The following is a 14,850-nucleotide window of genomic DNA, read 5'->3' on the forward strand; positions in this document are numbered from 1 at the left end:
CTGAAAATTGTTGGTTTTATAAAGTGAAGCAAGGTACAAAAAAAATAAAAATCTGCAGGCCAAATGCATTGTCAGTCTGGAATAAGTCAATATAAATTCATTTTTTAACAAGCATCTAGCTTAAAAATAGTTAACTTTACGACCAATTGTGAAACCAACAAAAAAAATGAGTGCAGATATTAACAAACTAGAACAAATTGCATCACAGGTAAGACGTGATATCGTACGTATGGTACACGCTTGTCAATCAGGACACCCAGGTGGTTCGTTAGGTTGTACAGATTACTTTGTGGCGCTTTATTTCAATGCAATGAAACGCAACCCTTCCTTTGACATGGATGGAAAAGGAGAAGATTTATTCTTCCTGTCAAACGGACATATCTCTCCTGTATTTTACAGTACATTGGCGCATGCGGGATATTTTGAAGTGAGCGAATTAGCAACGTTCAGAAAAATCAATTCCAGACTTCAAGGTCACCCAACAACACACGAGGGCCTTCCAGGTATTCGTATTGCTTCGGGATCATTGGGACAAGGATTATCTGTTGCAATTGGAGCCGCACAGGCAAAAAAATTGAATAAAGACAATAATCTAGTTTATGTATTAATGGGTGATGGAGAATTGCAGGAGGGCCAAGTTTGGGAAGCTGCAATGTACGCGCCACACAACAAGATTGACAATTTAATTGCTACTGTTGACTATAACAAAGCACAAATTGACGGATCTACAGATCAAGTATTATCTCTTGGGGATCTTCGTGCAAAATGGGAAGCATTTGGCTGGGATGTGATGGAAATTGCTAAAGGCAATGATATGAATGCTGTTGTTGCAGGTTTAGCAGAAGCTAAGTCACGCACAGGAAAAGGTAAACCAGTCATTATTCTGATGCATACTGAAATGGGTAACGGTGTTGATTTTATGATGGGTTCTCATAAATGGCATGGTGTTGCTCCAAATGACGAACAATTGGCGTCGGCATTGAATCAGCTTACAGAAACTTTAGGAGATTACTAGAATGAAAAAATATACTTATACAGAGTCAAAAGATACACGTTCAGGATTTGGTGCGGGATTACTAGAAGCAGGAAAGCAAGATGAGAATGTAGTTGCATTATGTGCTGATTTAATTGGTTCGTTAAAAATGAACGATTTTATCAAAGAATTTCCAGAACGTTTTTTCCAAATCGGTATCGCGGAAGCTAATATGATGGGAATTGCTGCCGGACTTACGATCGGTGGTAAAATACCATTCACTGGTACATTCGCAAATTTCTCAACAGGACGTGTTTATGATCAGATTCGCCAATCGATTGCATACTCGGACAAAAATGTAAAAATTGCAGCGTCGCATGCCGGCCTAACCTTAGGTGAAGATGGTGCAACTCACCAAATCTTAGAAGATATCGGCTTGATGAAAATGTTGCCAGGAATGACAGTGATCAATCCTTGTGATTTCAATCAAACAAAAGCCGCTACGATTGCAGCAGCAAAATATGAGGGACCAGTTTATTTGCGTTTTGGCCGTCCCGTAGTTCCTAACTTCACTCCTGCTGATCAAGAATTTGTGATTGGTAAGGCGGTATTATTAAATGAAGGAACGGATGTTACGATCATTGCTACAGGTCATTTAGTATGGGAAGCTATCCAAGCTGGCGAGAAATTAGCTGAGTTGGGTATCAACGCTGAGATTATCAATATCCATACCATCAAACCTTTGGATGAAGAAGCTATTTTAAAATCTGTTGCGAAAACCAAATGTGTCGTAACGGCAGAAGAGCATAATCGTCTTGGCGGTTTGGGTGATAGCGTTGCTCAAGTGTTAACAAGAGAGTTACCTACTCCACAAGAGTACGTTGCCGTAAATGATAGTTTTGGAGAATCAGGTACTCCTGCTCAATTGATGGAAAAATACGGTTTGAATGCTGCGGCTATTGTGGCTGCGGTTCAAAAAGTAATCAAAAGAAAATAACAAAACTACGCAAGTCAATATATGGATGACGCTTTAATTATAGCAAAATTCGCCGAAGAGAGTACGCGAGAAGAAGCTTTCCGTTTATTGTTGAAGAAATATCAACAGAAGATTTATTGGCATGTGCGAAGAATGGTCATCGATCATGACGATGCGGACGATGTTGTTCAAGATATCTTTGTCAAAGTATGGAAAAACCTTGGGAATTTCCGTGAAGACTCACAATTATACACTTGGCTTTATCGTATCGCAACAAATGAATGTATTACCTTCTTAAATAAGAAAAAGCAAAAGCAGAACGTGTCGTTGGATGACGACACGACTGCTTATTTGGCAGAAACGCTTGCTGATGGCAATTATTTTAACGGTGATAAAGCTCAAATGAAATTACAACAGGCTTTGTTGACTTTGCCAGAAAAGCAAAAATTGGTCTTCAATATGAAATATTTTGAAGATATGAAATACGAAGAAATTTCAGAAGTACTCGGAACAAGTGTCGGAGCGCTTAAAGCCTCTTATCATTTAGCTGTCAAAAAAATAGAGGCATTTTTTAACAACAACGATTAAACCTTTTAGCGAAATTAGGTTCTAACAGATACTATGAAGGAAAATGGCACATATCATGATGGGCTGGAGCCTACAAATCTTCCAGCATCGTTGCGTGAAAATCCATTTGGCTTACCTGAAAATTATTTCAGTGATTTAGAATCAAAAATAATTACGCAAGTCAAATTGGTTGAATGCAAGGAAGAATCCATCTTTGAGGTTCCAGAAGGATATTTTAATAGCTTATCTGACGCCATAATGTGTAAGGTTGCGGAAGATAGTTTAAAAAATCAGGTTACTACAGACGGCTTTGAAATTCCTGAAAATTATGCTTCTGAACTATCTTCAACTATCTTCAACCGAATTTTAGAAGACAAATTAAAAGAAACGATTGCATCGGATGGCTTTACCATGCCTTCTGCTTATAATCAAACCCTTGAAGACTCCATCTTCGCCCGTTTAGCGGCGGAGAAATTGAAGGAAACAGTTCCGACAGATGGTTTTACAGCTCCTGTTGGCTACGAAGAAATAGTTGAATCGACAATTTTTGCTCGTATTGCTGAAGAAAAACTAAAAGAAACGATTGTGACTGCAGGTTTTGATGTACCACAACATTATTTTGAGATTCTTTCGGACAGCATCATTGATCGTGTTCAAATGCTTGAAAAGGATAATACACCGATCCGTCAGATTGGGAAACCTAAAAAATGGTACGCTCGTTATGCGGTTGCGGCATCCTTTGCGGCTATGTTGAGTATAGGCGGATATTGGGGTTATCAATATCAACAGCAAAATACGACTCCTGTAGAAGCTGTTGCAGAAGAGCAGTTAAGCCAGCATTTGTCAGAAATTCCTAAGCAGGAAATCATTAATTACCTTGCGGAGTCGGCTTCTGGTGACGATATGATCTATATGGCCCAGTATACTGACGAAGCAAATCTCCCTACTAAGGGATTTGGAAGTAATATATCTAAACAAGAAATAGAAGATTATCTAAATTATACCTTATAATGATGTTCAATAAAAAATACATATGGATAACATTGTTCTTTAGTATATTTTCTATTGCCTTGGGCTTTGCGCAAGACAAAAATCGATTTCAAGCTATAGAAAATGAAAAAATAGCTTACATTACTAAAGAACTGGATTTAACTCCGAGAGAGGCTCAGCAATTCTTCCCGCTCTATAATGAGTACAGCCAAACGCTTTGGGATATCAGGAAAGAAAAATTGAATGGTGCTCCAAAAAATAGTTTTAGAGGTGGCTCCAGAGACGTCTTACAGTATGATGCTAAAGAAGTGGAGATCAAAAAAGAATATCGGGCCAAATTTGCCAAAGTTATTGGCAATGCGCGAGCATCGCAATTTTTTGAAGTAGAACAGGAATTCAGGGAACATCTATACAAATCCCTGCAGAATAGAAGAAAATAATCTCGAAAATAAAAAAGAAGTCTTGAAGACTTCTTTTTTATTTTCGGACATTTGTAAGATCATGTTAAGCAACAGAGAATTATTTTTAATGAATACCGCTCAAACATCTAGCTCACCTAGATTGGTTGAAGTAGTTAAGGCTGAAGGTGTCTACCTTTATGGCCCAAATGGAGAAGAATACATGGATTTGGTCTCTGGCTTCAATGTCAGCAATATAGGCCATCGTCACCCGAAGGTTTTGGAAGCTATAAAATCACAATTGGACCAGTACCTACATGTCACCGTTTATGGTGAATTTGTGCAGGCCCCACAGGTGCAATTTGCTACAGAATTATTAGCAGAACTTCCTCCTAATTTTCAATCGGTTTACCTCACCAACAGTGGAACGGAAGCCGTAGAGGGATCAATGAAAATAGCAAAGAAATATACCGGTCGCAGGCAGATTATCGCTGCAAAAAAGGCGTACCACGGCAGTACACAAGGCGCGCTCAGTCTTATCGGAAACGATGCGTACCGTAAAGCGTATGCCCCCCTCCTTCCCGAAATAGATTTTATCGAGTTTAATGATCTGGACGATCTAACAAAGATTACGGAACAAACTGCTGCTGTCATCCTCGAAGCTATTCAGGGGGAAGCGGGTGTCCGAGTCCCGGATATCGCTTACATGCAAGCCGTCAGAAAACGCTGTAATGAAACAGGTACCCTACTGATCTTTGATGAAATCCAAACTGGTTTTGGCCGCACAGGCCGTCTCTTTGCTTTTGAGCATTTTGCTATCGTCCCAGATATCCTGATGCTTGCCAAAGGAATCGGTGGTGGCATGCCCCTAGGCGCATTTGTTGCAGCCAAAGAAGTGATGGATGTTATTAAGGATAATCCCATGCTTGGGCATATCACGACTTTTGGGGGCCACCCCGTAAGTTGTGCCGCAGCACGGGCTTCACTGGCTGTTATCAAGGAAGAAAAATTGGTAGAACAGGTCGAGCGAAAATCGCTTTTATTTAAAGAAAAACTCCGACACCCTGCAATTAAAGAAATTCGAGGATTAGGTCTTATGATGTGTCTGCAATTGGATTCCTTTGATCAGGTTTACAACGTGAGTAAGTATTGTGCTGAAAACGGGGTTATGATCGATTGGTATCTGCATTGTGAAACAGCACTGCGTGTCGCTCCTCCATTGACTATTACAGATCTGGAAATTGAAAAAGCGTGTAACATCATTATAAAAGGTTTGGAAAAGTATGCTTAAAGTATGTAACTTTAAACATAACAAAAACCTAATAATGAACACAAACCGCAGATCATTTATCAAAAAAAGCATTATTGGTTCCGGTCTATTGACTGGTGCCAATATACTGGGAAACGATGTATTCGCTCACGAATCCACCGCCAGTTCCTCAAAAATCAGTTTAAATAACGACGACATCATTTTATTTCAGGGCGATTCCATTACGGATGTGGGCCGAGATAGAAACAATAGAAATGCCAATGATACCGCAGCACTTGGACATGGTTATGCTCTATTGGCTGCCAGCCAGCTCTTAAATAAATATTCGGCAAAAAAACTAAAGGTATATAATACAGGTATTAGTGGAAATCGTGTGCCCGATCTTCAAAAGCGCTGGCAGGAGGATACACTGGCAATTAAACCCACTGTATTGAGTATTTTGATCGGTGTGAACGATTTCTGGCGAACAATCGACCGCGGAGCACAGACAACGGTTGAGGAGTATAAATCCCAATACCAACAGTTACTACAGGAGACATTACAAAAGCTTCCAAACGTCAAATTGATCATTGGAGAACCTTTTGCAGTAAAGGGCGTAGGTCACATTACTGAAGCGTGGTATCCAAAATTTTTGGCCTACCAAGAATCCGCTCGTGAGGTCGCCAAAGAATTTGGCGCAATTCTAATTCCCTATCAAAAAATATTCGACAATGCCCAAAAGAATGCTCCTGGTGCCTACTGGGCAGCAGATGGTGTACACCCTACCCTTGCCGGCGCACAGATGATGGCCTCAGCCTGGATGGACTGCATCAAATAATAACAAAAAAGAGCGGATATTTTATTGAAATCCGCTCTTTCTTGTTTAACATGCGCCTATATGCCAAATCTAGATTTCTTTGTAAGGTGTTTTTTGTAGATTGGGAAGAAAATAAGCCACAATACCCATCAATGGCAGGTAGGAACATAGGTGATAAATAAACTCGATGGACGTATGATCTGCCTGCCAGCCAAGTACAGCGGATCCAATCCCTCCCATTCCAAATGCAAAGCCGTAAAATAAACCTGAAACCATGCCCAACTTCTTAGGCAATAGTTCTTGTGCATAAACAATAATTGCTGGAAAAGCTGATGATAAAATCAATCCAATAATCACGATTAGTATTCCCGTCATCGTAAGTCCGACATAGGGTAATGCTAATGCAAATGGTGCAACGCCCAAGACGGAGAACCAAATGACATATTTGCGACCAAATCGGTCCCCGAATACTCCGCCCAGTAATGTTCCCACCGCAACAGCTATCAGAAAATAAAATAGATAGACTTGTGCTTCCACTTCATTAATCCCAAATTTCTTGATGGTATAAAACTGGAAATAGTTTGTAATACTTGCTATATAGAAGTATTTTGAAACAATCAGTAAGAGGAGTATAACAACGGTCACGACGATTCGGCTATTGGGTAGATCAGGCACGCGTATTGTTTTCTTCGTTGATTTGGCAAAGCTTTGAAGTCTCTTTTTATACCAACTACCAATATAATAAGATATAAATTGGCCAAGAATCGTAAATAAGCACATCCAGGCGATCGCCTGCTGCCCTCTCGGTAATACCAAAAAAGCGACAATGATTGGGGCCATTGCGGTCCCTGCATTTCCTCCAATCTGAAAAATAGATTGTGCCATACTTCTTCTCCCTCCCGATGCCATATAAGCTACACGAGAAGATTCAGGGTGAAAGATTGAAGAACCAATCCCGACCAGAAAAACAGAAAATAAGATCCATTCATAACTATGTGCTTTCGAAAACAAAAGCATACCGAGAAGGGAAAAAGACATCCCAATGATCTGAGAGTATGGTACAGGATGTTTGTCCGTAAATGAGCCTACAACGGGCTGGAATATTGAAGCTGCTATCTGATAAACCATTGTAATCATCCCAACCTGAGAAAAGCTTAGATGATGCTCTTCTTTGAGCAAGGGATAGGTTGCCGGTATCACTCCCTGAATCATATCGTTCAAAAGATGCACCATGCTCACGGCAAACAAAATAGAAAAAATAGGTCTACTCGTCTTCTCTTGTATCATGACGTTGTTCAAAAATTAAAAAGGTTGATTTGTTAAAATCAACCTAAACTATCTTCATATAATAATTACAATACGCGCACCAACAATCCTTTCAGATACTCGCCTTCTGGGAACGATGCCCGGACAGGATGATCTTCAGGCTGATGAAATTGTCTGATAAACTGAATTTCCTTACCGGCATCCAGTGCAGCCCAAGCGAGCACTTGTTTGAACGTATCCATGTCCATCGCACCTGAGCAAGAAAATGTCGCTAATAAACCACCACTATTTAACAACATCAATCCGCGGCGATTGAGGTCTTTATACGCCCTTGACGCTCTTTCCAATGCAGATCGAGAGGGTGCATATTTCGGCGGATCCAAGACAATAAGATCAAATTTTTCCCCTTCATCAATGAATTTACGCAATTGCTTGTTTACATCAGACAATATTGCGCTATGTCGACTAGGTTCAAAACCATTTTCAATGATATTCTTTTCCAGGGTTTCAATAGCAAGTGCAGAACTATCTACAGATATGACTTCTGCCGCCCCACTTTTCAAGCTATTTAACGTAAAACCACCGGAATAGCAAAAACAATCTAGGACGCGTTTATTTGAAACGTAATTGGCCGTCAGCTGGCGATTTTCACGTTGGTCGCAATAAAATCCCGATTTTTGTCCATCAATAATGTTCACCTTATAATGAATGCCATTTTCGATAACGTCGACAAATTCAGATGGAAGTTCTCCAAACAAAAGCCCATTGGTATCAGGTAAACCTTCATGTTCGCGAGATTTCAGATCACTACGCTCATAAATTCCTTTGGGTTGCAGCAAAGCATTCAATTCATCGATAATAACTGATTTGACTTTTTCCACCCCAACTGAATGAACCTGAATGGATATAAAATCCGCGTATTTGTCTGCAATAAGTCCAGGAAGAAAATCTGCTTCAGCAAAGATTAAACGAACCGTATTGGTGACACCTTCTTGCAACAGATGCTGTCTTGCTGCTACAGCCTTCTGAACGCGTGCACGCCACCAATCTGCATCAATCTGTGCTTGAGGGTTCCATTCCAATAAACGAATGGCTACACGCGAGCTATTGTGAAATAGACCATAGGCAATAAATTCACGTTCAGCATTGTAAACGCCAACAACTTCGCCATCTTCAATCTTATCGGACAATGATTTAATTGCTCCAGAAAATACCCAAGGATGCAATTGCCAGGCAGCTTTATCCTTACCCTTATTCAAATAAACTGATTTCATTGTTGCAAAATTAACGTATTAATTGTAAAACCCTGCTTCTTTATTTGTCAAAAAATAAATGAAACAATTATTCTTGTATATTTACAAAATGAATTTAAAACACTTATTATTAACCACAACATTTATTTGTTCGCTTTTTTCGTGTAAAAAATCAGATTCTGAACTCACAATTAAAAATGAGGAAGATCTTGAGCTTGTCGAGTTGTCTAGATTTGAAAAAACAGAAATGAAAGTCAGCCAAGCAATTAAAGCTGAGCCATATTTTATGGTAGGCTATGGATATGATGCAAAAGAAAACCTACTTTTTGTCAATAAGGGGCTACGTGCAAAAATCATTGATACCGAAAAATTAAAGGAATCTTCCTATATTTCTAGAACAACGGGCTTTTCAAGTGGTGGTGCATTTAGCGAAGATATTAATAAGGAGGGACTATTGAGAAGTCTGAGAATACAATTTGATCATTACGGGGAGCAACTCGTTACAACGGAAACAGATGCATTGGCACGCATTCCCTCGGACCAGAAAATGCAACTAACCAACTATTATTCTGAAGGATTTCAATACAGCATGCTTTTCTTTGCAGTAAAAGATCCGAAATTTCAAAATCAAGACTTCATTAATTTTGTTCAGAACAACAGTTCAGAACTTATTGTAAAAAAGTATGGCACACATCTCATTTTGAGCTGCACCAAAGGGGCGTCCGTAAATCTTATAAAATACCTGGATAAAAAAACTGTGCTTGATGACAAAGTCATAAAAGATTGGAAAATTGTAGCGTTTGTTTCAGGTGCCAATCTCCGATTATTTGATATGCACCCGATAAAAAATACCATTGATGTCAGTGCATGGTTAAGTTCATTGACGGAAGAAAATGGAGATTTCATAAGATTTGGGCGAGAGCAACCTATCCCCATCTATGACTTAATCTTAGATAAGGATAAAAAACTTGAATTAAAGAACTATATCGATGCCTATCTTGGTATAAAAAAGGGCTCCTAAAGGAGCCCTCGGTGTTTAGTTATGGTTGATTAAATATTTTTTGAAGGCTTCAAAATCAACTTTTAAAGGTTCCGCTAATTTTTCTTTTCCTTGCAATCTTTCTGCACCGGCAGGCAACACTATTTTTCCAAATACATCTGCTGCTATTGCGTCAGGGAATTTGCAGGGATGTGCTGTCGATAAGAAAACCGAAGCGTAATGACCTGGATGCTCCTTTGCATAAGCACGAGCGCCAAGCCAGGCGATTGCTGTATGCGGACAGGCGATATAGTTCGATTCTTCATATAATTTTTGCATTCCTTCTTTTGTTTCTTCATCCGTAAATGTATAAGAAGAGAGCATATTTTTTAATTCCTCCACATTTCCGCCAAAAAGATCCTGTATACGCACCCAGTTGCTGGGATTCCCAACATCCATGGCGTTGCTTAAAGTTTGAACAGAAGGCAGTGGTTCATATTTGCCGGAAGAAAGGAATCGAGGAACGGTATCATTGACGTTTGTTGCAGCTACAAAATGCTTCACTGGAAGTCCCATTTTATAGGCCAATAAACCAGCCCCGATATTACCAAAATTACCACTCGGCACTGTAAACACGGCCTCATTGATTCCTTGTGACTTCAATTGTGCATACGCATAAAAATAATAAAATGTCTGTGGGATCAGCCGTGCTATATTGATTGAATTAGCGGAGGTCAAACGCAATACAGCATTGAGTTCTGCATCACTAAAAGCTTGCTTTACTAATGCCTGACAATCGTCAAAAGTTCCTTCAACTTCAATAGCACGAATATTTTGTCCATTGGTGGTCAATTGTAGTTCCTGAACTTCCGAGACTTTACCTTTAGGATATAAGATCGTCACACGTGTTCCTTCTACGCCCAAAAAGCCCAATGCAACAGCTCCTCCTGTATCGCCTGACGTCGCAACAAGCACGTCCAGTAATTTATCGTCAGTCTTTGAAAAATAGCCCATAACCCTGCTCATAAACCGAGCTCCGAAATCTTTAAAAGCATAAGACGGCCCATGAAATAGTTCGAGCACAGCCGTGCTGTCGGTCAAGAATCTTACAGGAGCATCAAAATTGATGGCATCGTTCACAATCTGTTTTAAATCGTCTTTGGGAATATCTTTTCCCAATAGTGTAGAAGCTACTTCGAAAGCAATCTCCTGCAAGGAATGCTGTTGGATATTCTTAATGAATAGCGGGTCCAATTGCGGAATCTCTTCAGGCATATACAATCCTTTGTCTGCAGGGAGAGAATTGAAGACCGCATCTTTAAAGGAGACTTCTAATGTTTTATTATTTGTACTATAAAATTTCATATGTAAATAATTTTGTCAAGGCCATATAAAATATCCTGTTATTTTGATTCGTATTCACCTTAGAATGCGGATATTTCATTTTATTATCTTTTCTGAGCCAATTATCAATTGACCTGAGATTTATAAACCTCGTTTCTGTCCGTAAATAATTTTTAATCTAATACCCTGGGTCCTTCGACATTGACACGGGAAACATAGCCAAAACTTTCAATTTCATTTTCTTTGAGATGAGTTTGAATTTTGTCGGCGATATCCTTTGCTATTTTTTCGTCCCGTGTTATTGCAACGACAGAGGGGCCTGAGCCAGAAATACCAAAACTCAAGGCACCATTTTTCAAAGCAATCTCCTTCATTTCATAAAACTGGGGAATTAAAATTGCACGTGTTGGTTCAATGAGGATATCTTTCATGCTTCGTGCAATGAGATCGTAATCTTCTTTGAACAATGCAGCGACCAATCCCGCGATATTTCCCCATTGTGTCACGGCGTCTTTCAACAGCACTTTATCCTTTATGAGTTGTCTTGCGTCACGTGTGGGAACATCGACCTGTGGAAAAACCACTGCTGCTACGAGTTCTTTTGGCGAAGGGATGGAAATAACATCCAAAGGTTCATTTCCCCGGATTAATGTGATGCCTCCATAAAGCGCTGGGGCAACATTATCAGCGTGGCCTGTACCGCAAGCCAAACGCTCACCTTCAACACAAAATGGTAATAATTCTTCTTTTGTCAAAGGGTTTCCGAGCATGGTATTGATGGCAAAAAGCCCAGCTACGGTGCTTGCTGCACTGGAACCTAGTCCAGATCCAATTGGCATATGTTTATGCAATTCGATTTCGACGCCTACCTTTGATGAGATATTCAGGGCTTGTAATAGATATTGCACACAGGCAGATACGGTATTCTTGCCAGGGTCGAGTGGTAGTCTTCCATCGTCACCAGTTATTTCCCGAATCGTTACTCCAGGTTGTTGCGTACGTCGCATCACCACCTCATCACCGGGTTGCTCAACAGCAAAACCCAATATATCAAAACCGCAGATCATATTTGCGACAGTTGCAGGTGCAAAAACACGAACTTCCGACAGCATGCTGTCTAAATTTATCACCTTATCTTTCAGATACTCCACATTTAAATTATTGGCCATCACGTAATTTTTATTTTCCTTGAATAGTTTTTATGCTCCGACATTTACCAAATCTGCAAATACACCGGCAGCTGTCACCTCAGCTCCCGCACCGGGACCTTTTACGACAAGGGGACGTTCTTTATAACGCTCTGTTGTAAACGATATAATGTTATCGCTGCCTGATAAAGCATAAAAAGGATGATTTTCATCAACAAACTGAATCGCAATGGATACCTTTCCATTTTCCAATTTCCCGATGTAGCGGATTACTTTATTTTCATTGGCTGCTTTCTTCTTCATTGCTTCGAAATATTCATTTTCCTGTTGCAATTCTGTATAAAAAGAATCTACTGTATCTGCTTTCAAACATGCTGGAGGTAATATTGCACCGAGGTCTACATCTTCGGCCTCAACAGCATACCCCGCATCTCTCGCCAGGATGAGCATTTTACGCATAAAATCTACACCACCTAAATCATCCCGTGGATCTGGCTCAGTGTATCCCAGCTCCTGAGCCTGTTTGACGATATCATAAAAAGAAGCATCTGCTTTAAAATTGTTGAAAATATACGAGATTGTCCCTGAAAGAATAGCCTCTATCTTCAGAATACGGTCACCGCTCAGCATCAAGTCTTTGAGCACCCTGACGATAGGCAATCCTGCACCTACATTTGTTTCATAAAAGAAATCTACACCGTGTCGATGAGCAGTATCGCGTAATGTTTTATATTGCTCGAATTTACCTGAATTCGCAATTTTATTGCAGGTGACGATTGAAATATTGGATTTAAAGATATCTTCGTAGTAGGTTGCAGGTAATTTGCTTGCAGTATTATCGATAAATACACAGTTCGGCAAATTCAGCGCTTTCATTCGATCTATAAACAATGCCAGGTCTGATTCAGTTCCATTTTTAGCAAGTTCATCCGACCAATTATTTAAATCAACACCTTCGGTATTGAAAAGCATTTTACGGCTATTGGAAATTCCAACAACTTTAATTTCAATATCATTTTTATCCAATAGGAAGTCATGCTGATTTTCCAATTGTTTAAATAAAGTTGCACCAATGTTACCGGTACCGATATTAAATACATGCAGCGTTTTCTTTAGCTCTGCAAAAAACGCATCATGTACGGCATTAAGTGCCTTCGCTAAATCTTCTTTACCAATAATTACAGATATATTGTATTCGGATGATCCCTGTGCAATAGCACGGACGTTGATACCGTTGCGTCCTAATGCTGCAAATAACCGACCAGCCATGCCGGGAGTTTTTTTCATATTTTCACCAACGATAGCTAAGACCGACAGGTTTTCTTCGATCGCAGGAACGACCAGTTTATTTGCCTGGATTTCAAGCTCAAACTCCACTTCGATCAATTGTATAGCGCGTTTGGCATCCGATGGATTGACAGCAAATGTGATGCTGTGTTCGGAAGATGATTGCGTGATTAGCACAACATTGATCTGCTCTCGAGCCAATAGCGTAAAAAGCCGCCCGCTAAAACCCGATTTACCGATCATCCCTGATCCACTCAGGTTGATGACAGAAATATCCGAGATCGAAGAAATCCCCTTGATTGGCAGCGCAGTTTTTCCACTATCAAACTGAATCACTGTCCCTGAAAAATCAGGCTCAAAAGTATTTCGAATAACTATCGGTATTTTCTTTAAGAAAGCCGGAATCATCGTTGGAGGATAAATCACCTTAGCACCGAAGTAAGATAACTCCATTGCCTCTGTGTATGATAATACAGGCAAGGAAAACGCTTTCTTCACAATACGTGGATCGGCAGTTAACATCCCATTCACATCTGTCCAAATTTCAATGGCTGTTGCGTCCAGTATCGACCCGAAGATCGCTGCGGTATAATCTGATCCACCTCTTCCCAAGGTGGTAATACGTCCATTTTCATTACTTCCGATAAAACCGGTGACAAACAGTAGTTTATCACCATGCGTGATATACAATGATTTCACCAATTGCTCCGTTAGCATTTCATTTAAATGTGCATTACCAAAATTTGAATCAGTTTTCACATAATGGGATGCATCTACAAATAGAGACTCGGGAATATATTGTTCCATCACCTTAGATACCATATAATTTGAGCAACGTTCACCGTAGCTAAGGATCAAATCTTTACTTTGATTACTCAGCTCCTTTAGTGCAGAAATTCCTTGCAGGAGATCTTCTATCTCATTAAAAAACAACTTTAGCTTTGTAAATACAGGATTTTGATATTTCACAGCCAAGAGCTCTTTGACAACCGTAAAATGCTTATCTTCCAAGGACTTTAGACCATCCGAAAAGGACTTTCCTTCGGCAGCGTCCTCCGCCAGTTGGGTAAGTAAGTTTGTTACACCTGACATAGCTGACAACACAACCAATGGTTTTTCCTTTGCATCGTAAGATTTTTTTACAATGCTTAAGACCGCCTTTAGACTTTCTACCGTCCCGACCGATGTGCCTCCAAATTTTAAAACTTTCATACTGTTTTATACTGTTTGTTTAGATTGATGATTTTTATGCTAAAAAAAGAAGCGCTTTCCTTTGTCGAGGAAAGCGCTTCTAAATATTGTGTCTACAATTATATACAACGAAACTACTTCCTCCTGAGTTTTATCCCGGTGGTAATAATAATCGATGTAATAATTGTATTTGTGTTCATTGCTTTTGCTTATGTTTTGTAAATATAGAACAAATATTATCACTTTACCAAAGAAAATTAATATTTTTTTTAAGATTCACAATGAGACATATAATCAAGTGGCATTCTGATATTAGGGGACCGTTTTTTACTCGAACAGGTGGTCGAGGCACTGTAGTTGATCGTTGACAGAATTATTAAAGTACAATATGCCCAAATGGGCGTTATGAAGA

At 39.7% G+C, this 14,850-nt stretch carries 13 protein-coding genes; 8 read left to right on the forward strand and 5 right to left on the reverse strand.

Annotated features, from left to right (window positions below; all coding sequences use genetic code 11):
• Positions 1–166 precede the first annotated feature (166 nt).
• The 7 genes from BGP15_RS15380 (at position 167) to BGP15_RS15410 (ending at position 5,991) form a co-directional block, all read left to right on the forward strand.
• The gene (locus tag BGP15_RS15380) at positions 167–1,015 is read left to right on the forward strand and encodes a transketolase (protein ID WP_046671843.1); all 849 of its coding nucleotides are present in this window, start codon (positions 167–169) and stop codon (positions 1,013–1,015) included.
• A 1-nt stretch (position 1,016) separates the two neighbouring features.
• Positions 1,017–1,970 carry a transketolase family protein gene (locus tag BGP15_RS15385; protein ID WP_046671842.1) on the forward strand — a complete coding sequence of 318 codons (954 nt, stop codon included), beginning with the start codon at positions 1,017–1,019 and terminating at the stop codon, positions 1,968–1,970.
• A gap of 21 nt (positions 1,971–1,991) precedes the next feature.
• Positions 1,992–2,537, forward strand: coding sequence for an RNA polymerase sigma factor (locus BGP15_RS15390; RefSeq protein WP_046671841.1), 546 nt, complete (start codon positions 1,992–1,994; stop codon positions 2,535–2,537).
• 33 nt (positions 2,538–2,570) lie between these two features.
• The gene (locus BGP15_RS15395; RefSeq protein WP_070563055.1) at positions 2,571–3,527 is read left to right on the forward strand and encodes a hypothetical protein; all 957 of its coding nucleotides are present in this window, start codon (positions 2,571–2,573) and stop codon (positions 3,525–3,527) included.
• Positions 3,527–3,946 (forward strand): hypothetical protein, encoded by a 420-nt coding sequence (locus BGP15_RS15400; RefSeq protein WP_231585177.1) that lies wholly within the window; start codon positions 3,527–3,529, stop codon positions 3,944–3,946. The genes BGP15_RS15395 and BGP15_RS15400 overlap by 1 nt, the downstream gene beginning before the upstream one ends.
• Before the next feature lie 61 nt (positions 3,947–4,007).
• Positions 4,008–5,195 (forward strand): aspartate aminotransferase family protein, encoded by a 1,188-nt coding sequence (locus tag BGP15_RS15405; protein ID WP_112375506.1) that lies wholly within the window; start codon positions 4,008–4,010, stop codon positions 5,193–5,195.
• 34 nt (positions 5,196–5,229) lie between these two features.
• The gene (locus BGP15_RS15410; protein WP_115046669.1) at positions 5,230–5,991 is read left to right on the forward strand and encodes an SGNH/GDSL hydrolase family protein; all 762 of its coding nucleotides are present in this window, start codon (positions 5,230–5,232) and stop codon (positions 5,989–5,991) included.
• A 69-nt stretch (positions 5,992–6,060) separates the two neighbouring features.
• Here the strand turns inward: BGP15_RS15410 and BGP15_RS15415 are convergent, their stop codons facing one another.
• Both BGP15_RS15415 and BGP15_RS15420 read right to left on the reverse strand, forming a co-directional pair.
• A complete protein-coding gene (locus tag BGP15_RS15415) occupies positions 6,061–7,257 on the reverse strand; it encodes an MFS transporter (RefSeq protein WP_286753110.1) in 1,197 nt (398 codons plus the stop codon).
• Positions 7,258–7,322: 65 nt separating this feature from the next.
• Positions 7,323–8,510: a class I SAM-dependent rRNA methyltransferase gene (locus BGP15_RS15420; RefSeq protein ID WP_286770020.1), complete on the reverse strand. Its 1,188-nt coding sequence runs from the start codon at positions 8,508–8,510 to the stop codon at positions 7,323–7,325.
• Between the two features lie 226 nt (positions 8,511–8,736).
• Here BGP15_RS15420 and BGP15_RS15425 point away from each other — a divergent pair, with 226 nt between their 5' ends.
• Positions 8,737–9,510, forward strand: a complete 774-nt coding sequence (locus tag BGP15_RS15425) for a hypothetical protein (RefSeq protein WP_286770021.1) — start codon at positions 8,737–8,739, stop codon at positions 9,508–9,510.
• A gap of 15 nt (positions 9,511–9,525) precedes the next feature.
• On the opposite strand, the gene thrC is transcribed toward BGP15_RS15425, so the two are convergent.
• The 3 genes from thrC to thrA form a co-directional block, all read right to left on the reverse strand.
• Positions 9,526–10,833: a threonine synthase gene (gene thrC, locus BGP15_RS15430; RefSeq protein WP_286770022.1), complete on the reverse strand. Its 1,308-nt coding sequence runs from the start codon at positions 10,831–10,833 to the stop codon at positions 9,526–9,528.
• Between the two features lie 152 nt (positions 10,834–10,985).
• Complete coding sequence (locus BGP15_RS15435; protein ID WP_286770041.1) at positions 10,986–11,924, reverse strand: homoserine kinase; 939 nt, start codon at positions 11,922–11,924, stop codon at positions 10,986–10,988.
• 87 nt (positions 11,925–12,011) lie between these two features.
• Entirely contained in the window at positions 12,012–14,459 is a 2,448-nt protein-coding gene (thrA, locus tag BGP15_RS15440) for a bifunctional aspartate kinase/homoserine dehydrogenase I (RefSeq protein WP_070563074.1), read from the reverse strand.
• Positions 14,460–14,850: the final 391 nt, after the last annotated feature.

The sequence above is a fragment of the Sphingobacterium sp. 40-24 genome (assembly GCF_001899705.1).
Classification (GTDB): domain Bacteria; phylum Bacteroidota; class Bacteroidia; order Sphingobacteriales; family Sphingobacteriaceae; genus Sphingobacterium; species Sphingobacterium multivorum.

Coding starts and splice junctions, on each gene's coding strand:
- BGP15_RS15380 (WP_046671843.1), top strand. CDS start 167: ATGAGTGCAGATATTAACAAACTAGAACAAATTGCATCACAGGTAAGA.
- BGP15_RS15385 (WP_046671842.1), top strand. CDS start 1,017: ATGAAAAAATATACTTATACAGAGTCAAAAGATACACGTTCAGGATTT.
- BGP15_RS15390 (WP_046671841.1), top strand. CDS start 1,992: ATGGATGACGCTTTAATTATAGCAAAATTCGCCGAAGAGAGTACGCGA.
- BGP15_RS15395 (WP_070563055.1), top strand. CDS start 2,571: ATGAAGGAAAATGGCACATATCATGATGGGCTGGAGCCTACAAATCTT.
- BGP15_RS15400 (WP_231585177.1), top strand. CDS start 3,527: ATGATGTTCAATAAAAAATACATATGGATAACATTGTTCTTTAGTATA.
- BGP15_RS15405 (WP_112375506.1), top strand. CDS start 4,008: ATGTTAAGCAACAGAGAATTATTTTTAATGAATACCGCTCAAACATCT.
- BGP15_RS15410 (WP_115046669.1), top strand. CDS start 5,230: ATGAACACAAACCGCAGATCATTTATCAAAAAAAGCATTATTGGTTCC.
- BGP15_RS15415 (WP_286753110.1), bottom strand. CDS start 7,257: ATGATACAAGAGAAGACGAGTAGACCTATTTTTTCTATTTTGTTTGCC.
- BGP15_RS15420 (WP_286770020.1), bottom strand. CDS start 8,510: ATGAAATCAGTTTATTTGAATAAGGGTAAGGATAAAGCTGCCTGGCAA.
- BGP15_RS15425 (WP_286770021.1), top strand. CDS start 8,737: ATGAAAGTCAGCCAAGCAATTAAAGCTGAGCCATATTTTATGGTAGGC.
- thrC (WP_286770022.1), bottom strand. CDS start 10,833: ATGAAATTTTATAGTACAAATAATAAAACATTAGAAGTCTCCTTTAAA.
- BGP15_RS15435 (WP_286770041.1), bottom strand. CDS start 11,924: ATGCTGTCGGAAGTTCGTGTTTTTGCACCTGCAACTGTCGCAAATATG.
- thrA (WP_070563074.1), bottom strand. CDS start 14,459: ATGAAAGTTTTAAAATTTGGAGGCACATCGGTCGGGACGGTAGAAAGT.